Below are 17,107 nucleotides of genomic sequence, written 5' to 3'. Positions count from 1 at the left end.
TTTCATACCGCCTTTTTTAGTATATTACTTTTACAGATTACTATTTGTAGTGATCTTGTTCGTCATTGTTTCCTTTGACTAAAATCGCTACTAACATAACCGATGCAATGACCGTATACCATCCAGGCATTGAACTGCCCGCACCAATATACATACCCATATCCATCCAAGCACCATCAGCATGTAGTTCAGTAAAAGATTCAATAAAATATCCCATATTATTCCTCCTTATTTAGAATCAGAATCGCCACTAACCATTGACTCAGGATAAGCCTGAGCAGGAACCTTGACTGAGTCAAGACCTTTGATTTGGACAGCATCTGGAATACGTAACATTCCAGCTTTGTTAACCAACCAGGACACAACATATCCAGGAACGAATCCAAGCAAGAACATAACTACAGCGCCAACAATCTGACCATATAGACTAATTGCAACTGTATCTTCTGGGGCAAATGCACCAAGTCCTGGTATACCAGAACCGAACACGCCAAGAACAACAACGCCAAACAGGCCAATTGTTCCATGAACCGTAACAGCGCCAACAGCATCATCAATACCTAAGCCTTCTAGCCAGTCTGCACATGGTTTTAAAATCATGCCCGCAACAATTGAAATAATAATTACGTGTGAACCGAAGTAAACATCAAGGCCAGAGGCGACTGAAATAATACCTGCTAGACAGCCAGACATCATCCAGAAAGGGTCTCTAGTAAATACCCATGCACCGATAATTCCGCCTGATGCAGCTAAAGTTACGTTAAATGCTAGAGCCGAAAGCGTAATTGGCGTTCCATAAATAGTTGCAGAACCATCACCATACCAACTCCAACCCTCACCAGGCAGAATGATACATGCCATTAGGAAGCCGAAGAAACCAACAATAATTAGCATTAAGCCGGTGATTGTTAGTGGGATGTTATGACCCGCAATTTTATTTGCAGAACCGTCTGCATTAAATTTTCCAACACGAGGACCTAAATTTAATAGGATACCAAGCGCGAAGAATCCGGCCACGGCGTGAACCAGTCCAGCAGCACCAAAGTCATGAAAACCGAACTCTGTTACTAACCAACCATCGGCATGCCAGCCCCAAGCAGCAGCTACAACCCAGGCAAAAGAACCAAGGACAATCGCACAGATTACCCAACCTACAGTTTGTATTCTCTCGATTAGCGCGCCAGAAGCAATAGACGCAGTCGTTGCAGCAAATAAAGCAAAAGCACCCCAGAATACACCTGAAGCATGATCACCCATATTTGGACCCATATACTGAGCTGATTCGCCCCATGGTAATGCTATAGCACTTGCATACTCTAAACCTGAAGTTCCCATGAAACCGGCACCTGATACTAGGGACGTAACTGGAAACGTTGGTAAGGCCCAATAGAACCACCAACCGAACAGATAAAATGTTACGATTGTAAACGCGAACGCAAGTAAGTTTTTGATTCCTGATGATAGTACATTTGCCACACGAGTTTGGCCCATCTCATAGAGAAGGAAGCCAGCATGAATAAGAACCATCAAAGGAATTGTTAAGTAATAGTACGCTTCAGCAAACATGGTGTTTGTGACCTGAGCCGCACTTTTGACAGCAGCTAACTCTGCCGTTAAAGCTAAGATTTGATCTTCCAAAACAATTTCTCCTTTTTTTGTTGTAAGTAAACTCTCTCCTTTTTACTTATAAGAACTTTTTGCTCTTACACTCTCGAGTATAAACAATTCAAAACGACAAATCTATCAAATTTATCTCTAAATTAAGTCAATTACAGAAGGTTTTCAAAGTAAGTTAATAAATAACAAATACTTACGGAAGATAATTAATTTAATAAATCTAGTAGAATTGGCTTAGTTAAAGCTCATAGTGATCTATGACTTCAATTAACTGCCATAATTTTTAACGATACTGATGACTTGTTGCTTAAATTCTTCTTCTTGATTTTCTAAAAACTCATCAATAGTTGTCAGTGAGCTGGCATCGTTCATTCGATCAGTAAAGACAAGACCATCAAGATGATCAAGCTCGTGCTGAAAGGTTCCAGCACTTATGCCCTTTGCAATAAAGCTGAGGCTTTGGCCCTCTCGATTAAGGCCTTCAATTAGAACTTCAGGGCACCGATCAACCCTTCCTCTTAAGTTTGGAACCGACAGGCAGCCCTCATAAACATTGATTCTTTCTTCTGTTAAAAAGGTTACTTTAGGGTTAATTAAAACCGTCAAAGGAATATCTGGCTTGTAGGGATAGCGAGGGTTTTTATTGACCTCTATAACGCATACCCGGTAAGGAACTGCAATTTGAGTTGACGCTAAGCCGGCGCCATTTGCATCTCTCATTGTTTCAATAAGATCATCAATAAGACTTTGAATTTCCTTTGAAGCAATCTGGCTTTCTTCAACTGCATTTGCAATTAAGCGCAGAGCTGGATTTCCAATTTGTACTATTTGCCTAATCATTTATTTAAATAAAATTCACAACAAGAATTAATAAAAGCAAAATGCTTGCGCCCCAAAATAATTGATAAGCCTTATTCATAACGCCACGAATATCTCTGAGCTCTTTTAGTATTTTTTCTACCTGTTCATCGTTCAATTTTATACTCCTTATTGAGGGCTTCTTGGATTAACCATATGTTTAATCTCTAAGACATTATGATTTGGATCTTCGACAAAGAATGTTTCTTGTTGGTAGTCTGTTCCTTCAAAACGGATATATGGCTTATCTAAGAAGCCATTATTATTAAGAACATTTTGACGAACCTGAGTGTACTGATCCATTTCTAGGTGGACGCCGAAATGAGGAACAACAACATTACCCATTGCAACATCATGTCTATTCATATCTAAGTTTTTTGCTTTCCTAGGAGTTGAGCTGTGAAGCGTTAATTCGTTTCCCCAAAAGTCAACATCTTGCCATAGCCCTTCTTCTGAGCCTAACTCCGACATATCTAACTTACATCCAAGAACCTCTTGATACCATTCAACAGTTACCGACAAATCTCCGGCCTCAACAGCCAGATGAAATCTATTACTCATAATTAAAAACTCCGAAACTGGAAAAATATATTATTTTATAGAAAATAATGCGCTGAATTTGAGGATATTGATGCGAATAGTTCGAAAAAATTGGATTTATATAGAATTTTTAACTACTAAAATACTACTTAAATAGAATTTTTAACTACTTAAACCGCTTGTCATATTTTGATTGAATTTCACTTGGCCACAAACTATAAATATAATCTATTAGAGCTAATTTTTTTTCTTCAGAAAGTCTTTGTTCGAATCCAGGCATCATTCCGCCCATCTCTCCCCCGCCCTTATTAATTGTATAAAGCAGGTCAGAAGGTGAATGATGCCAAGTATGTGCTGTGCCGTTCAGTGGCGGCGCTGGAAAGTTACCGTTCTCATCTTTAACTTTCCAATCCTTGGCAAGGCCGACTCCTTTTGAGCCGTGACAACTGACACAGTTTTGATTAAAAACGTCTTCTCCAAGTGCTACATTTAGCTCTAGGCTCTTTTCCTTTTCTCCAGAACTACACCCGGCTAAAATCGCAATTATGGAAATGATAAATATTTTCATAGGGGTGAGTCTACTCTAAAGAAATATAAGTTAAGTGAATTTTAAATGTAGTTATTAAGCTTCTAAATTAGCTTGCTTTATTAAGGTCAACTAGCGTCTTCAGGCCAATTTTAATTGCATTTCCTATAGCAGCGTCATAGTCTACAACATCATCGCTCGATGTAGAGGCGCTAATCACCGTACAAATTGTCCCAGCTCGATATCCCATCTGGCCACATAAGTGAAAAAATAGACTGGACTCCATCTCCATATTGAGCACCCGAAGACCATCGACTTCAAGCTTTGAAAGGCTACCCTTAATGTCAGGAAAGGTATATTTTAGGCCCTCAATAAAGCGCGAGGACGGGCCATAAAAGCCTGGAGAGGAGACTGTTATCCCGACTTCAAATTTAACATTTTGCTGTGCTGCTTGTTTTGCCAATGCTTCTGTAATTTCGGTAGATGCCTTTGATGCATAGGGAATAATTTTTCCTCTAAATCTTGAGTCTTTAAGCGCTGCATCCGTCAAAATTTTTCTTGCTTTAATCTCAATTCTTTCAACTATTTCATCTACGGGAGCCTCATCATAGTAGAGCCCAGTATTATCTAAACCAAGCGCATAGGAAGATATTGCAAGAGTATCAGGAGCTATATCTGGATGAACGCCGCCAGACGTTCCAAGCCTTATAAATGTCATCGGCGGACAGTCACTTTTACGGGTGTTATCTTTAAGGTTAAACTCATGGGCAATGAAGGCTTCAACTAAGGCAATTTCGACGTTGTCTGTGCCAATTCCTGTACCAATTACAGATACTGGAATTCCCTTATATGTTCCTGTAAACGTTAGATATTCTCTATTTGAAATCTCTCGCTCAATCGTATCAAACTCTTTAGAAACGCGAATTGCACGCGCCGGGTCTCCAACGATAAAGACATTCTGCGCAAGGTCTCCTTTTTTTATTCCCAAGTGGTAGAGACGCTCATTAACAATTACGATCTCAGATCTATCAGTCATATGTAATAGGATTATTTTTTGTCATACCAGTATTATATTAATAAGGCTCTAAAGATGCAATCGAAAATACTGTAAGATATTTACCATTAAAGGGAGGAAACATGGCTAAGGGAAAAGACTCTAGAAAAGAAAAGAAAAAACCAAAAAAAGATAAACCAATAAAGTAAATATTATTGCGAAGGTTTACTTTAGGCTTAATAAGATCTCATCTACGATTGCCTCTGTGGTTCCCGGGTTTACAAAAGCAAACCTCAAAACTGGCTTACCTCTTACGGAAGACGGAACAACAAAGCAGATTTGTTTTTTAAGTTGCTTTTTTGACCAACTCTTATAATCTGACCAGTCCCAACCTATTCTCTCAAAAGCAACGATTGAAAGCGTAGGCTCAATCAACAAGGATAAATGTGACGACTCCTTAATTACGCCTGACGCGTAGCTCGCAATATTAAGTGAACTCTCTACAGCATTTCGATATGCCTCTACTCCGTATACGGATAAAGAAAACCATAGCGGCAAACCTCTCGCTCTCCTTGACAAATGAAAGGCATAATCTGAAGGGTTGTCACCCTCCTCATCGTCATGAAGAATATCCAAATAACTCGCCTTTTGAGCGTGCACCTCTGCTGCTAAACTTTTATCTCTATAAATAACCGCCGCGCAGTCAAGCGGTGCAAAAAGCCACTTATGGGGATCAACGATAAATGAGTCCGCATTTTCAACTCCATTAAATAAATCTTTAACGTTATCTGAAAGCAAGCCTGCGCCTCCATAAGCGCCATCGACATGAAGCCATATTTTGTTCTTTTTTGCGAAATCAGATATACCATTGATGTCGTCTATTACCCCTAAATTTGTCGTCCCTGCTGTTGCAACAACAGCAAATATATCAAGACTCTCATACGTTTTTGAATGCTCCCTAAGTTCATTTTCAATAAGCTCAGGGGTTAATTGATATGAATCAGCTGTGGCAACAACTATGACTTCACAGTCCATTACTAGGGCGGTACTTTTTACTGAAGAGTGGGTTTGATCTGAGCACAAAATAGCCAAGCGTTTCAACGTGCCGGGATTCTTTTTACGAAACTCCTCTCTTGCAACGACCAATGAAGATAAGTTTCCATTAGTTCCTCCAGCAACAAAACAGCCTCCAGCACTCTCAGGCAATCCAACAAGATCGAGCGATCCATCGTATGACTTGGTTTTCAGCCCAGACCGCCCCGCTCGCTTCTTGCCAAGAAACTCCGCAAAGTGATCCGGCAGAAACCACTAAATCAAAAATCATAGATGCTTTGGTAGGCGCGGCAGGTATAAAGGCCAAGTTCCGTGGTGAGTCCACTGAAATAATGCTTTGCTCTATAGTATTCTTATATTGATCAAAAACAGTGTCAATAGAGTTTCCCATTTCTGAGATAAGGCTTTTGGCATTTTTTTCAAAAAAATTAACGGACTTTGGATAATCCAAAGTTGGCGGATCCATACTTAAGCGCTCAATGGTATGAGAAAGGACGTTTAATAATATCTTAGAGGCTTTATCATCAAATTTATGCATATTTTAATAAGGGCAGTTCTTACAGCCATTTTTACAGCAACTCCCCTGCTTTATTAGATACCATTTACTAAATACATACAATTCGTCTTCAATAGTGAAGTCCACATTCTTAATTAGCTTAGGTTGAGCGCGATATGGCTCAGCAAGTTTTTGAAAACTCTCCATACCATTCTCATCTATAAGTGCCTCAATTTTATTGTTAATTGCATCTCCAAGGCAAGATGGACAAAAACAGTCTTGCTCTAAAGTTGGAGACATAATTGCAGGAAAACTCATACACCAGCAGTTGCCGGTCCCAGAACCACAACCAAATGATTGATTGCACTTAGAGCAATGTTTAGCAGTCATAGTTATAAAAAAAATTAATTGATTCTAGATTTTGACATTGATTCTATTGCAATGCAACAACAATATGTTTATCACTTTAAATAGTAAGTTTTTTTAGTCAAACACTAAGTCACACCAATTTTTAAAGAGGGTAAATGAAGCCCTATTATTAACCGCTAAATTATCAGTAATACTGCTCGTTAAATCTTCAAGGCCATTAACACTTAACTCTTCAAAAAAGTTAGGTACGCCAGGAATTTTCATCCAGCCATCCAAAGTGTGACTGCAGACCTCAGGATGAAACTGGCATGAATAGGCATTCTCGCCAACCTGCATAATGTGGTTTTGACAAGCCTTAGAGGTTGCTAATATAACAGAGTTCTTAGGTGGCTCGATTACCTCAACTAAGTGCGCATTAACCCATTTTTCAGAAGCATTTAGGTTATTAAGGAGTGGGTGATTTAGTCCTGCTTGAGTGGGCTCAATTTCAAATAGTCCTACCTCATACCTTCCAGTATTGACCGCCTTACCACCCATTGCTACCGCAAGGAGCTGATGCCCAAGGCAGATGCCTAAAAACGGCATATTTAAATCTTCAACCGCATGGCGAATAGCTTCTTTCTCCTCAATCAGCCAAGGAAACTCCTCCTCTTCCCAGACATTCATCGAGCCTCCCATCACCCAGAGACCATCAAACTTTTCTAAATTTGGTATTTTGTCGCCAGCATGAAGGTCAATCTCATGAAAACGAATATTCTGAATATCAGCAAAATCTCGAAAGATTCCAGGATTCTGAGAAGTCATGTGTTTAAAGACAAGAATATTTTTTTTCAAAATAAAGAATTTTTAATTTAATGCTTATATTCTAATTTATGAACTCTAAAGTAATTGGTTATTATTTTAGTGATTAGATTTATTAAAATTCAATTCTAAGAATTATTTGATTTATCTGCCTAAGCTATTCCAGCTTCGCAAATAAGCCTGTTCAGCAACAAATAACCACTCCCTTGGCTTTTGATTATTCTTAATATAAATACCCAGAGCATAAATACTTTCAGGACTTTCTAGAATTAGATTTTCAGCTTCAACTGAGGAGCTAATAGATAGTTTCTCTTTTGGAGTTATTTTAATTAAAGCATTCGTAGGGTCAGACAAACTCCACTGCTCAGAATACTTGAGCACTGAATCGTTAAAGCTATCGACAGATGTGTAATTAAACCGATAACAATCTATCTCAGAGAACTTACACGAGAGCTCTTCAGAAATAACTGAGCACGAGCTTAGCGCGATTACTAAAAAAGACAGAAGAATCTTATATTTGAATTTATAAAGCAATTGCATATGAAATCTGTTTTTCTATTGAGGAGTCATTTGGATTAGAGCTTATACCAAGCTTTAAGTCTTTATAGTCCATTCCAACATAACTTGAATGAAGCCTGTTTGATGTATTGCTATGGTTCAAATTATTGGTAATTAAATGCTTAAGCGAGAAAGCAAAATCTTTAGATAAGTCTTTTCTGTAAGAGAAGCCCATATTGATTTGTCTTGCTGATGACTCAAGGTCAATATTTTTAATTGTTTGCATTATATTTTGATTAGAGTCAGCTAGGCTTGAGGTTTTAATTGCAACTGAGCCATTTTCTACGCGGTCAGGCTGATTGACATAAAAAGATAAACTATCATCTTTAGAGAGATTTTTCATATTTGCAATTAAAGCAATACTTGAAGACTTAACATCACTTGCAGAATCTACAAAACTATTATTTGGACTCGACATGTTTGTATTTCCAAATGTTGCTATACCAGTTAAAGAAAAATTATCATAAAACTGCTTTTGTGCTTTAAGGGCTGTAAAAGTTGTGATTGAGTTTGATCCTTCAAGAGAAAATGCACTGGAACCCTTTGACCCTAAAAGACTGTCTTTATCTTCGGTAATTCCAGCCATCAAAGTTATTATCTGATTTGAAGAATCTCCTAACTCTAATGAACTTACAAGACTTTTTCTAGTGCCTATAGTTTGACCATTATCTTGCTCTATAGGAATAGTTGCTCCTATTAGAAGTCGAGAATTAGAAAGCTGATAATTAGCATTAACACCAATTCCCCCCTCATTAGCCTCCAAGTATGATGTTTGATAAATTGATAAATTGTGCAAATCACTATTTAATTCAAAGAAATTTTGAACTGGGATTGAGCTTGCGCCTAGTGTCACAAATGTATTCAAATCATCACTTATTAAAAAGCTTCCAGCTATCTGATTAAAATGATCATTATGATTTGGAATGAGTGAAGTATTTAAAGAATTTGAAAGACTTTTTAGTTCATTTGAGAGACTAATTGAAGGTGCGCCTTTATTTGAGGTATTAATATGAGAGTGCAAATCATACTTAAAGCCGCCATCTAAATCATCATAGGTATAACCAACTTCACTGATTAAACCTCTTTGGAGTGAGTCACCAAATGAGCTTGATGTTAAGAGCCGAGAATTACCAAACTGAAAAGAGTGATTATCATTAATAGAGTCTCCTGTATACAGACTCATTGACCTATTATCACTTGAAGAAGTAATTGGCTGAAGAGCTGCATAAATATCAAGTATTCCATGTCCAAACTCATCATCATAGCCATGTGAAATTCCGTTACCAAAAGTAACTACAGCGTCATGATTAAAGAACGTGTTATCTGCCGAGGCTAAAAGTCTATCTGTTATTTGCGCTGGCGTATGACTAGGAAAGGCTTCTGATAATAATGCAACTGCACCAGATATTTGAGGCGCAACAAAAGAGGTTCCAGAAACATAATCAATACCGCCAATACTTACATTTTCCCAATAACTCCCTGTATTTCCTTGAGCTCCTTTAAGGCCATTTACTCCATAACCATCAGCGCCAAGGCAGTAAGCTCCAGTTGAGCCACAGGGTGCAGATTTTCTCGTATAGGTTTCACTTCCTAATGAGCCTGTAATTTCGACATTAACGGCTGTTATCCATGCCTCATTAAGCTGAGAGAAAAGTTCTGGAAGTGCGGCCTGAAAGTCAGCATCTGAGTAGGAAAATGTATTAGAAAGCGAATAGACAATGACGCCGTGATCTTGAAAGTTATTTAGCGCTGTAATATAGGCAGAAGCAGAAGCTGCATTTGCAGTATAACCACTTGAGTTCCATTTTTGCGCAACACCATGAGCGTTACTCCAGCCATTAGAACTGATATCTGATTTAAGTGTGTCAACCTGATAATTAATTCCCCAACTATTATTTTGAACCACCGCAGAGCTTGCATTATCGGTTGCATTAGCCCAATGCGTTGGGAAATAGGAATTTCCATTAATTTTATTATAGCTTGAAAAATGAAGATTAGCGCTAGGAGCCACTCCTTGAACTGTAGAGCCATCAGTATCATCATTTTCAGCTGTAGCAATTCCTGCAACGAACAAACCATGGCCATTTGAGATACCTGAACCATTTGATTGATCTAATGTTCCAAATGTTGCTATAGTTTTAGCACTAAAATCTTTATGTGTTGTAGAAAAACCTGTATCCATTATTGCTATAGTTTGTCCAGCGCCAGTCAAGCCATATCCATGGGCTTTATGAGCATTAATTACCTCTAGTGGATTTTGAGAGCTTATAGTATTGTAATTAAATTTTTGAAATTCTGTTGTAGCTGCTAACGTTGATGCATTTGTTGAGTTATAGGTAAGAGATGTGCCTGAATCCAGAAAACTTGGAGTTGAAGCAACAACAGCTGCTGCAGTCCCACTGCTGCCTCCAAAACAACCAGCAAGAAGTAATGAAAGTGTTGAAATAAGACAAATACTTTTATAACACATAATGGTAAATATACGCTGAATTGAGTCACGGTAAATATACGCTGAATTGAGTCACGGTAAATATACGCTGAATTGAGTTTAAGCATTAGCTATAAAAGTGCTTTTTTTTATGAAAGGCAAAACACACTGTTTCAATAAATAAACAGAGTGATTAATAGAATACATTTATAATTTTATCTTTTAAGAATACAACTTATACAATGGCATTTAGAACAATAGAGGCAGTAATACCTCCAGGCAATCTTCATTTTGTAGGGGACGGTTTTAGGGTTCATGGAATTCTTGGAAGAGAGGAGCCTCTAACAATGAAACGTTTGAGTCCATTTCTATTAATGGACTATGGTCCAACGCATTACTTCCCACCAAATAATGGAGCCCCAAGAGGTGTTGGATCACACCCTCACAGAGGCATTGAAACCGTTACGATTGCTTACAAAGGAAAGGTTGAGCATCACGATAGTAGTGGCGGCGGTGGAATTATCGGTGAAGGTGATGTGCAGTGGATGACTTCTGGTTCTGGCATTCTTCACAAAGAATATCACGAGAAAAACTTTGGTAAAAAAGGCGGCGAAATGCAGATGGTTCAGCTCTGGGTTAACTTGCCTGCTAAAGATAAAATGACAACTCCTAAATATCAGAATCTTAACAAGAATGACCTCACCAAAGTTGAGCTAGAAAATAATGCGGGCTCTGTGGACATTATCGCCGGTGATTTTGAAGGCAGTAAAGGCCCAGCCTCTACCTTTACCCCTTTAAGTCTATACAACGTTCACCTAAATAAAGGCAAGGGAACTAGCTTTAGCTTTACCGCTAGTCACAACACAGGACTTCTAATTACCAAAGGAAGCGCTACAATCAACAACATTGAAAAAGCCCCAGCAAACCACTTTGTCCTCTTTGAAAATGACGGCAAAGAGTTCACCATTAGGGCAGATGAAGATGCAACCATTCTGATTCTTAGCGGCGAGCCTATCGATGAGCCTATTGCCTCATATGGCCCGTTCGTGATGAACACCAATGCAGAGATAAAACAAACAATTGATGACTTTAATAGCGGCAAGTTTGGGTATTTAGACTAGCAACTAATTAAAAAATGGATCATTTTGAATTATTTACTTTTAAAAAAAACTCTATATAATTACCTACTCTTAAAAATTACTAACCTTCCCATGAAAAATAATTTATCAAAAGCACTTCTTCTTATAGTGTTTGCTTTTAGTACAAATGCAAACGCAGATGAATCTGACGCTATAAAGCAAGGCTTACTTTCAAGTATGTCCTCGGGCATTGCCTCTTCTATCGCTGGCGTTATTGGCGGACAGGGTGATACTGAAGTTCAGTTTAGCGCTAAAGAAAATAACAAGCCTGAATTTTCAATTATGACGGTAAGGCCAATATCTGTTCACCCTGGCAAAGATGCTTGGTTTGTTCAGCTGCAACTGAGTAATACTCTAATTAGAAGTAAAAGTAGAATGACAACCAACATTGGTCTAGGCTACAGAACGTTAACGGATGATAAAAAATCAATGATTGGTGGTAACGTCTTTATAGATTATGACGCGAAGGGTAATTCAAGATACAGTCTAGGTTTTGAATTCAGGACCGCAGTCTTTGACATTTTAATTAACCACTACGAAGCAATCTCTGGACAAAAGACGGTGGGTGACTTTAAAGAAAGGGCGCTTGATGGTAATGACATGAGTGTCAGTGGTCAGATCCCCTATCTTCCTTGGGCAAAAATTAATTTAACGCATTATGAGTGGAAGAAGGTTAATAATTCTAAAAACTCCAAGGGTGATAAATTAAGCTTTGACTTGCTTCTTACTCCCAATGTAATTATGGAGTTAGGTGTTGATGATAACAACATCCAAAAGAAAGATAACTTTGTAAAAATATCCTTTGTTTTCCCTCCCAGAGAAGGCCCTACAGCATCAACAGAATTTATATCAGATGAAGCATTCCCAGAGGGTGATATGAGCTCACAGCTCCTATCAAAGGTAAAGCGATCAAACAAAATTACGCTTGAGTCTGAAGGCGTTGGCGTAACTATTTCGAGGCTTGACTAATGAATAAAACATATAAACTTCTTCCATTATTTTTAGGATTAATTTCATTGCAAGTATATTCTGCAGGTTGCGCAACTAGTGAGGGTAATTGTGACGAACCTTCTAAGTATATTTTAACTATGACCAAACTGGAGCTTTGCACTAGCGTTCCAAATACTGGTCCTTATGACGTGACTTGTAATGGAGCAGTTACAGTAGGAACAGGCTCCTTAGAGTTTGATGTTACTTCAGTAGCCGCTGGACAGGCTATTGCAACATTTGCTTCAACAAAAGGCCTTCCAATTGGAACGACCTTTACCCATATTAAGCCAACAATGTTAAGAAAAATTCAGTTGCAAGGATCGGTTTTAGTTTCAGGAAATGGCTTTACAACATTCAGGTGTTATACAGACTCTTCTGCAACTCTAAATGGCGGTAATAAATATAATAGAATTATTGCTGGAAAAACAAGTGCTCCCGCAACTTTGATGACTTATTATTTGAATACTGACAGTGGTGAACAAACTCGAAATGGGGTTACTTACACTAGTCAAAATGCAGCGAATTTAATGAAATTGTGTCGAAATCAAGATTGTACTAGTACTTATAATTGGGATAACTATAATAAAGATCTGCCTACTTCTACTGATTCTCGTTTTGGTTTAAGCATTGAAGACATTACCAACTCTGATGATGACTTTTCGATGATATTTGCATTAAAAGAGCCGTATACGGTTTCTGAAGTTGCACCCAAAATAGATTTGGCGTTTGGTACAAAAATGTCTCTGAATGCAGAAACAGATAATGGAACTTCTTGCGCTATTTCACCATATTATGTCAAAACTGAAATAACTATTACTGATTAGATTTTGACTCCATCGGGGAAATTATGAATAAATCTCCTTTATTGGTTTTATTATTATCGATCGTAATTTCTTTTCAAGCTAAAGCTGCAGGGTGTATTGATGATGACGTGGGATATTGTGCTCGACCTGATGCTTATATATTAACTCTGAAAAAGCTGGAGCTTTGTACCGGCGCTCCAAATACATCTGTGTACGATGTTACTTGTAACGATGCAGTTACAGTAGGAACAGGCTCCTTAGAGTTTGATGTTACTTCAGTGTTAGAAGGACAAAAGATTGCAACATTTGCTTCGACGAAAGGCCTTCCAATTGGAACGACCTTTACTCATATTAAGCCAACACTTTCAAGAGAAATCAAGCTTAAAGGATCAGTCCCTGTTTCTAGTGGGGGGGTCACTTATACTTGTCATACTGATTCTAATGCAGGCCTTAACGGTGCTAGTAAGTATGAAAGAGTGCCTGCTGGAAAAATGACTGGCAGTCCAACTCTAGCTTCCTATTATTTTTCTACGAGTAGCGGTGGTCTTAGTCAAAATGCAGCAAATTTATTTAAACTATGTTTAAGTACTGACTGCACTTCTACCTATACTTGGTCAACCTATAACGTTGCTCTGCCTGTTACTGAAGAAGGTTTTTTTGGAATAAGCGTTGAAGATGTAACCAGTTCAGATGAAGAATTTTCAATTATATATGCATTAAGCAAACCATATACGGTCTCTGAAGTAGCGCCAAAAATAAATATGGCATTCGGCACAAGTATGTCTCTGAGCGCTATTGATTATAATAATGGAGCAAGTTGTGCGATTACCCCATACCATGTAAAAGTTCAGATTACGATTACTGATTAGATTTTGTCATCTTTGAGTAACTATTTTAAAGCTAATTATAAGACTAACTCTATTTTGAGACATTTGACTTAACCAAGTCAAAAGAAACTAGCCTGAAATCATGATTCAGCTTTATACATTGCAAGGCGAAATAGCACAAGATGTGCCATTAAGTGTCTGTAAAAATTGACAGTATAGGTTTGTAAGAATTAAATTTTACAAAAGGTTTAAAAGAAGACTCGATAGTCCACTGAATAGAGGATATTTTTAAACTCTGTCTTGTAGCCTTTAGTGAAACTGCGAAAAGAGTCGCCATCACAATCAAGATTTTGAGACTTAACTGAAACCCCAAAACCCTTTAATAGCCCTGAATTAGCATACATACCCAGATTAGGATTCAGACCCCAACAGGTAGCCTTTGTCTCTGGACCCCCCACACCATAGGTGCCAGTTCCAGAAACAGTTGGGTAATTAGTATTCGTTACTTTTCCAGAAAAATATGAAACATTTAAACCTATATAAGGGGTAAAGCTTGACGAAGTATCAAACCTATAGCTTGGACCTAAATTAAGAATGGTACCCTTTGTTGTGAATGTTGGAAAAGGCGTAACAACATATCCACCTTCAAAAGTAGCCTTCGTGTCTTTAGTCTTCATGCTGCTTTCAGTAATTCCGGCATTAAAGTATATGTTGTCGCTAATTTTTCTATAGTAATCAACACTGATAGCATAGTCTTTATTAGTTACAGTGTTGTTGTTGAGCGTGCCTTTTTTAACGTTTGTACCCAGGTTGAATGGAAGAGCGGTATGCATACCGCTTGCAGAGGTGAGGGAGCCGTTAGCGGAAACTGTGACGCCGAATGAGAGCTCATTAACGCTTTGAACAGAAGTATCCTCTGCAACAGCGCTTGTTGAAAATAGCACTGAGAGTAAGAGCAGCCTCACAAGCATTATTAGTTTATTTAGAACTAATATTTTCATAAACTAATAATGCAACTGTCCTATATTTTAGTCAGTAACGTTCAGGGAGATTTTAGGTGCACCCGAACCCACTTTGAAAATCTCTAAGTTTTCTTCCGAATCGAACTGGATCTCATTTGCCGCTGTTGCCGCAATGCTCATCTCAAATGAGGAGTTTTCAGTGATGATATATGCAGTATCAAGGGTCGTTGTCCACGCAATTTTTGCTGAATTTGTGCAGGTTGTAGCAAATACATCCGCAGAGGTAAGTAGACTAATCGTTGGTTGTCCGCGTGAAGCCCCTACACCCTCTTTTTCTGTCATATCCATTTTATCACCGTTAGCCAGTAGATTAGCTGAACAATAAGCTTCACTAAACCTAGTCATTACCTCATAATTAAATATCACGCCAGCATTCGCTTCTGCGAGAGTACCGCAGTCCACTGTCACGGCATTGTAAGCTAAAGAGGTTCCATAAGCCGTTTCTACCGTTACAGTAGGGTCAGCGCCTGGATTTGATTGAGCTGCCATAGAGTGAAAGCCGGCATTGTTAGTCCAGCAATATTTGCCTGCTCCAGACGACCCAGTTACGTTATTGGACATACTTCCCTGCCACTTCATACCCAGTTTATTGCTAAGCTGAACATATAGAAAGGGGTAGGTTCCTGGGGTAATTGTAAACTCTGGAATGTCGAATGTAGAGCTGACACCTGCTTTGATATCAACCGTAATACCCGCAGCATCCTCAAAGAACATCTCACAGCTCGACAAATCGTTTAGATCAGGATCTGCTGTGCAGACACCAACCTTGTAAAATACTATCTTGTATGTGGCAGGGGTAATCAAACAAACATTATCTGCACGACCGGCCGGATAATCCTCATTACCCTCTGCATCATAGGTTGTGGTATCGTCCGACACCTTATTTTCATTATCATTTGCAGGTGTAATAATCTCACCGTCTGCATTAACGGTACAAAGCGCATTCGCACCAGTTGTAAAAAAGGCTGAGACTAAAAACAGTCCAAGCAGGATTGTTAGTTTATTTACGTTTAATGTTTTCATATTAGTACCCACTCACTGTTAGAACGCCAGATTTCTTCTTAACGATTCGATTCTCACGCTTGACAAGGTCATAGCGCTGATCGCCAAGCTTCTTAAGTTCGTAAGCCGAGCTTGCAAACTCTAAGAGTTTAGGTCTTGTATTCTGTGCGCCAAAGCCCCACGTGTAGTTCAGGTTAATGCTGTTGTTATCTTTAGTCGCTTTGTTTTTATAGTCATGACGCTCAAAGCTAATCGAGACGTTGTCAGAGAGGTAACCGCCGAGCGTGTACTTCCTGCTCTTCTTGTCCTTCATGCCGTCAATACCCTTCCACTGCACTGCGTTCATGCCAAACATCATTCCGGGGAGGTAAGGCAGCGCTACCTTGAAGCCCATGTCTCTGCCGTCAAGTGCTTTCGAGTTAGTACCACTCTTGTCTTTAATGTAGCCTGTGGTGCCGTGGTATGAGTTCACCCTTGCCTCAAAGGCGGAGCTAATAAGCTCAAAGCCAACGCCGTTACGTTTGTGATCGTTCGGGAACTCGTGATCGTAAAATGCGTTAACGCCGCCCATCCAAGTCTCGTCAGCGTTGAGTCTTCTATAGCCTAGACCAAGGTTTAAAGTGGTTCTATCATCAAAACGATTAAGATTGATCTGATTAAAGATAAATGAGTTTGGGTTGTCACCAAAAGCTCTAAGGACGCCAATGTCAACCGATGAGTCACCCTCTTTAAGGTTAGTGCTAACCTCAACGGTATTAAAGTTGGGGCTCAGTAGTGCGCCAATACCTGTTGAGATAAACGAGCCAGTCGAACTGGTCATTCTGCTCATCAGCGTAGACTTAATTTGCTCTGAGTCATCCGCGCTGACGCTCAGGGAAAAACCGAGTGACATGGTTAAGAGTGCGCTCAGCGCGGTCTTGGTTAGATTTGAATTTGAAAAACTCATATCATGCTTCCTTGTAATGATAAATTTGTAAGATGCCAATTATATAGTTAAAGGTGCATCGCGTCTATAATTCAAATAGAGCCACATAGTTATAAATAATAATTTATAACTATAAAAATTAAAATTATTAATTTATTA

Annotated in this window: 20 protein-coding genes; 4 read left to right on the top strand and 16 right to left on the bottom strand. The window is 38.7% G+C overall.

The genetic code is table 11. The features are described from left to right. Window positions 1-40: 40 nt before the first annotated feature. From ABXT44_RS03445 to ABXT44_RS03385, 13 genes are all read right to left on the bottom strand, one after another. A complete protein-coding gene (locus ABXT44_RS03445) occupies window positions 41-217 on the bottom strand; it encodes a hypothetical protein (RefSeq protein ID WP_416679257.1) in 177 nt (58 codons plus the stop codon). 11 nt (window positions 218-228) lie between these two features. Further along, window positions 229-1,638: an ammonium transporter gene (locus tag ABXT44_RS03440; RefSeq protein ID WP_416688120.1), complete on the bottom strand. Its 1,410-nt coding sequence runs from the start codon at window positions 1,636-1,638 to the stop codon at window positions 229-231. Window positions 1,639-1,884: 246 nt separating this feature from the next. Further along, window positions 1,885-2,457: a peptide deformylase gene (gene def, locus ABXT44_RS03435; protein ID WP_416688118.1), complete on the bottom strand. Its 573-nt coding sequence runs from the start codon at window positions 2,455-2,457 to the stop codon at window positions 1,885-1,887. 4 nt (window positions 2,458-2,461) lie between these two features. After that, window positions 2,462-2,593: a hypothetical protein gene (locus ABXT44_RS03430; protein ID WP_416688117.1), complete on the bottom strand. Its 132-nt coding sequence runs from the start codon at window positions 2,591-2,593 to the stop codon at window positions 2,462-2,464. Between the two features lie 11 nt (window positions 2,594-2,604). After that, entirely contained in the window at window positions 2,605-3,036 is a 432-nt protein-coding gene (locus tag ABXT44_RS03425; protein ID WP_416688115.1) for a glyoxalase, read from the bottom strand. A gap of 145 nt (window positions 3,037-3,181) precedes the next feature. Then, a complete protein-coding gene (locus ABXT44_RS03420; RefSeq protein WP_416688113.1) occupies window positions 3,182-3,583 on the bottom strand; it encodes a c-type cytochrome in 402 nt (133 codons plus the stop codon). A gap of 67 nt (window positions 3,584-3,650) precedes the next feature. Continuing rightward, window positions 3,651-4,577, bottom strand: coding sequence for a nucleoside phosphorylase (locus ABXT44_RS03415; RefSeq protein ID WP_416688112.1), 927 nt, complete (start codon window positions 4,575-4,577; stop codon window positions 3,651-3,653). A 183-nt stretch (window positions 4,578-4,760) separates the two neighbouring features. Then, a complete protein-coding gene (locus tag ABXT44_RS03410) occupies window positions 4,761-5,741 on the bottom strand; it encodes a pyridoxal phosphate-dependent decarboxylase family protein (protein ID WP_416688110.1) in 981 nt (326 codons plus the stop codon). After that, entirely contained in the window at window positions 5,734-6,126 is a 393-nt protein-coding gene (locus ABXT44_RS03405; RefSeq protein ID WP_416688109.1) for a hypothetical protein, read from the bottom strand. Before ABXT44_RS03405 ends, ABXT44_RS03410 begins: the two co-directional genes overlap by 8 nt. Window positions 6,127-6,129: 3 nt before the next feature. Then, the gene (locus ABXT44_RS03400) at window positions 6,130-6,474 is read right to left on the bottom strand and encodes a DUF5522 domain-containing protein (protein WP_416688108.1); all 345 of its coding nucleotides are present in this window, start codon (window positions 6,472-6,474) and stop codon (window positions 6,130-6,132) included. A gap of 93 nt (window positions 6,475-6,567) precedes the next feature. Beyond that, complete coding sequence (locus tag ABXT44_RS03395) at window positions 6,568-7,287, bottom strand: type 1 glutamine amidotransferase (RefSeq protein ID WP_416688106.1); 720 nt, start codon at window positions 7,285-7,287, stop codon at window positions 6,568-6,570. 111 nt (window positions 7,288-7,398) lie between these two features. Next, on the bottom strand, window positions 7,399-7,794 hold the full coding sequence (locus tag ABXT44_RS03390; protein WP_416688105.1) for a hypothetical protein: 396 nt from the start codon (window positions 7,792-7,794) through the stop codon (window positions 7,399-7,401). Continuing rightward, window positions 7,778-10,282 (bottom strand): S8 family peptidase, encoded by a 2,505-nt coding sequence (locus tag ABXT44_RS03385; RefSeq protein WP_416688103.1) that lies wholly within the window; start codon window positions 10,280-10,282, stop codon window positions 7,778-7,780. The genes ABXT44_RS03390 and ABXT44_RS03385 overlap by 17 nt, the downstream gene beginning before the upstream one ends. A gap of 200 nt (window positions 10,283-10,482) precedes the next feature. On the opposite strand from ABXT44_RS03385, the gene ABXT44_RS03380 reads away from it, so the two are divergent. From ABXT44_RS03380 to ABXT44_RS03365, 4 genes are all read left to right on the top strand, one after another. Further along, a complete protein-coding gene (locus tag ABXT44_RS03380; RefSeq protein WP_416688101.1) occupies window positions 10,483-11,361 on the top strand; it encodes a pirin family protein in 879 nt (292 codons plus the stop codon). 90 nt (window positions 11,362-11,451) lie between these two features. Further along, on the top strand, window positions 11,452-12,348 hold the full coding sequence (locus ABXT44_RS03375; protein ID WP_416688100.1) for an inverse autotransporter beta domain-containing protein: 897 nt from the start codon (window positions 11,452-11,454) through the stop codon (window positions 12,346-12,348). Continuing rightward, a complete protein-coding gene (locus tag ABXT44_RS03370; RefSeq protein WP_416688098.1) occupies window positions 12,348-13,193 on the top strand; it encodes a hypothetical protein in 846 nt (281 codons plus the stop codon). Before ABXT44_RS03375 ends, ABXT44_RS03370 begins: the two co-directional genes overlap by 1 nt. 23 nt (window positions 13,194-13,216) lie before the next feature. Next, window positions 13,217-14,041: a hypothetical protein gene (locus tag ABXT44_RS03365; protein WP_416688096.1), complete on the top strand. Its 825-nt coding sequence runs from the start codon at window positions 13,217-13,219 to the stop codon at window positions 14,039-14,041. A gap of 206 nt (window positions 14,042-14,247) precedes the next feature. Here ABXT44_RS03365 and ABXT44_RS03360 read toward each other — a convergent pair whose 3' ends face one another. The 3 genes from ABXT44_RS03360 to ABXT44_RS03350 form a co-directional block, all read right to left on the bottom strand. Next, window positions 14,248-15,000, bottom strand: a complete 753-nt coding sequence (locus ABXT44_RS03360; protein WP_416688095.1) for an opacity family porin — start codon at window positions 14,998-15,000, stop codon at window positions 14,248-14,250. A gap of 27 nt (window positions 15,001-15,027) precedes the next feature. Further along, window positions 15,028-15,750: a hypothetical protein gene (locus ABXT44_RS03355; protein WP_416688093.1), complete on the bottom strand. Its 723-nt coding sequence runs from the start codon at window positions 15,748-15,750 to the stop codon at window positions 15,028-15,030. Window positions 15,751-16,045: 295 nt separating this feature from the next. Beyond that, entirely contained in the window at window positions 16,046-16,969 is a 924-nt protein-coding gene (locus ABXT44_RS03350; protein ID WP_416687171.1) for an inverse autotransporter beta domain-containing protein, read from the bottom strand. Window positions 16,970-17,107: the final 138 nt, after the last annotated feature.

The sequence above is a fragment of the Candidatus Pseudothioglobus sp. Uisw_041 genome, assembly GCF_048087625.1.
Classification (GTDB): domain Bacteria; phylum Pseudomonadota; class Gammaproteobacteria; order PS1; family Pseudothioglobaceae; genus Pseudothioglobus.
The sequence above is the reverse complement of the archived record's forward strand: the minus strand, read 5'-3'. Positions and strand labels throughout refer to the sequence as shown.

Coding starts and splice junctions, on each gene's coding strand:
- ABXT44_RS03390 (WP_416688105.1), bottom strand. CDS start 7,794: ATGCAATTGCTTTATAAATTCAAATATAAGATTCTTCTGTCTTTTTTA.
- ABXT44_RS03380 (WP_416688101.1), top strand. CDS start 10,483: ATGGCATTTAGAACAATAGAGGCAGTAATACCTCCAGGCAATCTTCAT.
- ABXT44_RS03415 (WP_416688112.1), bottom strand. CDS start 4,577: ATGACTGATAGATCTGAGATCGTAATTGTTAATGAGCGTCTCTACCAC.
- ABXT44_RS03400 (WP_416688108.1), bottom strand. CDS start 6,474: ATGACTGCTAAACATTGCTCTAAGTGCAATCAATCATTTGGTTGTGGT.
- ABXT44_RS03370 (WP_416688098.1), top strand. CDS start 12,348: ATGAATAAAACATATAAACTTCTTCCATTATTTTTAGGATTAATTTCA.
- ABXT44_RS03420 (WP_416688113.1), bottom strand. CDS start 3,583: ATGAAAATATTTATCATTTCCATAATTGCGATTTTAGCCGGGTGTAGT.
- ABXT44_RS03425 (WP_416688115.1), bottom strand. CDS start 3,036: ATGAGTAATAGATTTCATCTGGCTGTTGAGGCCGGAGATTTGTCGGTA.
- def (WP_416688118.1), bottom strand. CDS start 2,457: ATGATTAGGCAAATAGTACAAATTGGAAATCCAGCTCTGCGCTTAATT.
- ABXT44_RS03385 (WP_416688103.1), bottom strand. CDS start 10,282: ATGTGTTATAAAAGTATTTGTCTTATTTCAACACTTTCATTACTTCTT.
- ABXT44_RS03445 (WP_416679257.1), bottom strand. CDS start 217: ATGGGATATTTTATTGAATCTTTTACTGAACTACATGCTGATGGTGCT.
- ABXT44_RS03350 (WP_416687171.1), bottom strand. CDS start 16,969: ATGAGTTTTTCAAATTCAAATCTAACCAAGACCGCGCTGAGCGCACTC.
- ABXT44_RS03365 (WP_416688096.1), top strand. CDS start 13,217: ATGAATAAATCTCCTTTATTGGTTTTATTATTATCGATCGTAATTTCT.
- ABXT44_RS03375 (WP_416688100.1), top strand. CDS start 11,452: ATGAAAAATAATTTATCAAAAGCACTTCTTCTTATAGTGTTTGCTTTT.
- ABXT44_RS03405 (WP_416688109.1), bottom strand. CDS start 6,126: ATGCATAAATTTGATGATAAAGCCTCTAAGATATTATTAAACGTCCTT.
- ABXT44_RS03360 (WP_416688095.1), bottom strand. CDS start 15,000: ATGAAAATATTAGTTCTAAATAAACTAATAATGCTTGTGAGGCTGCTC.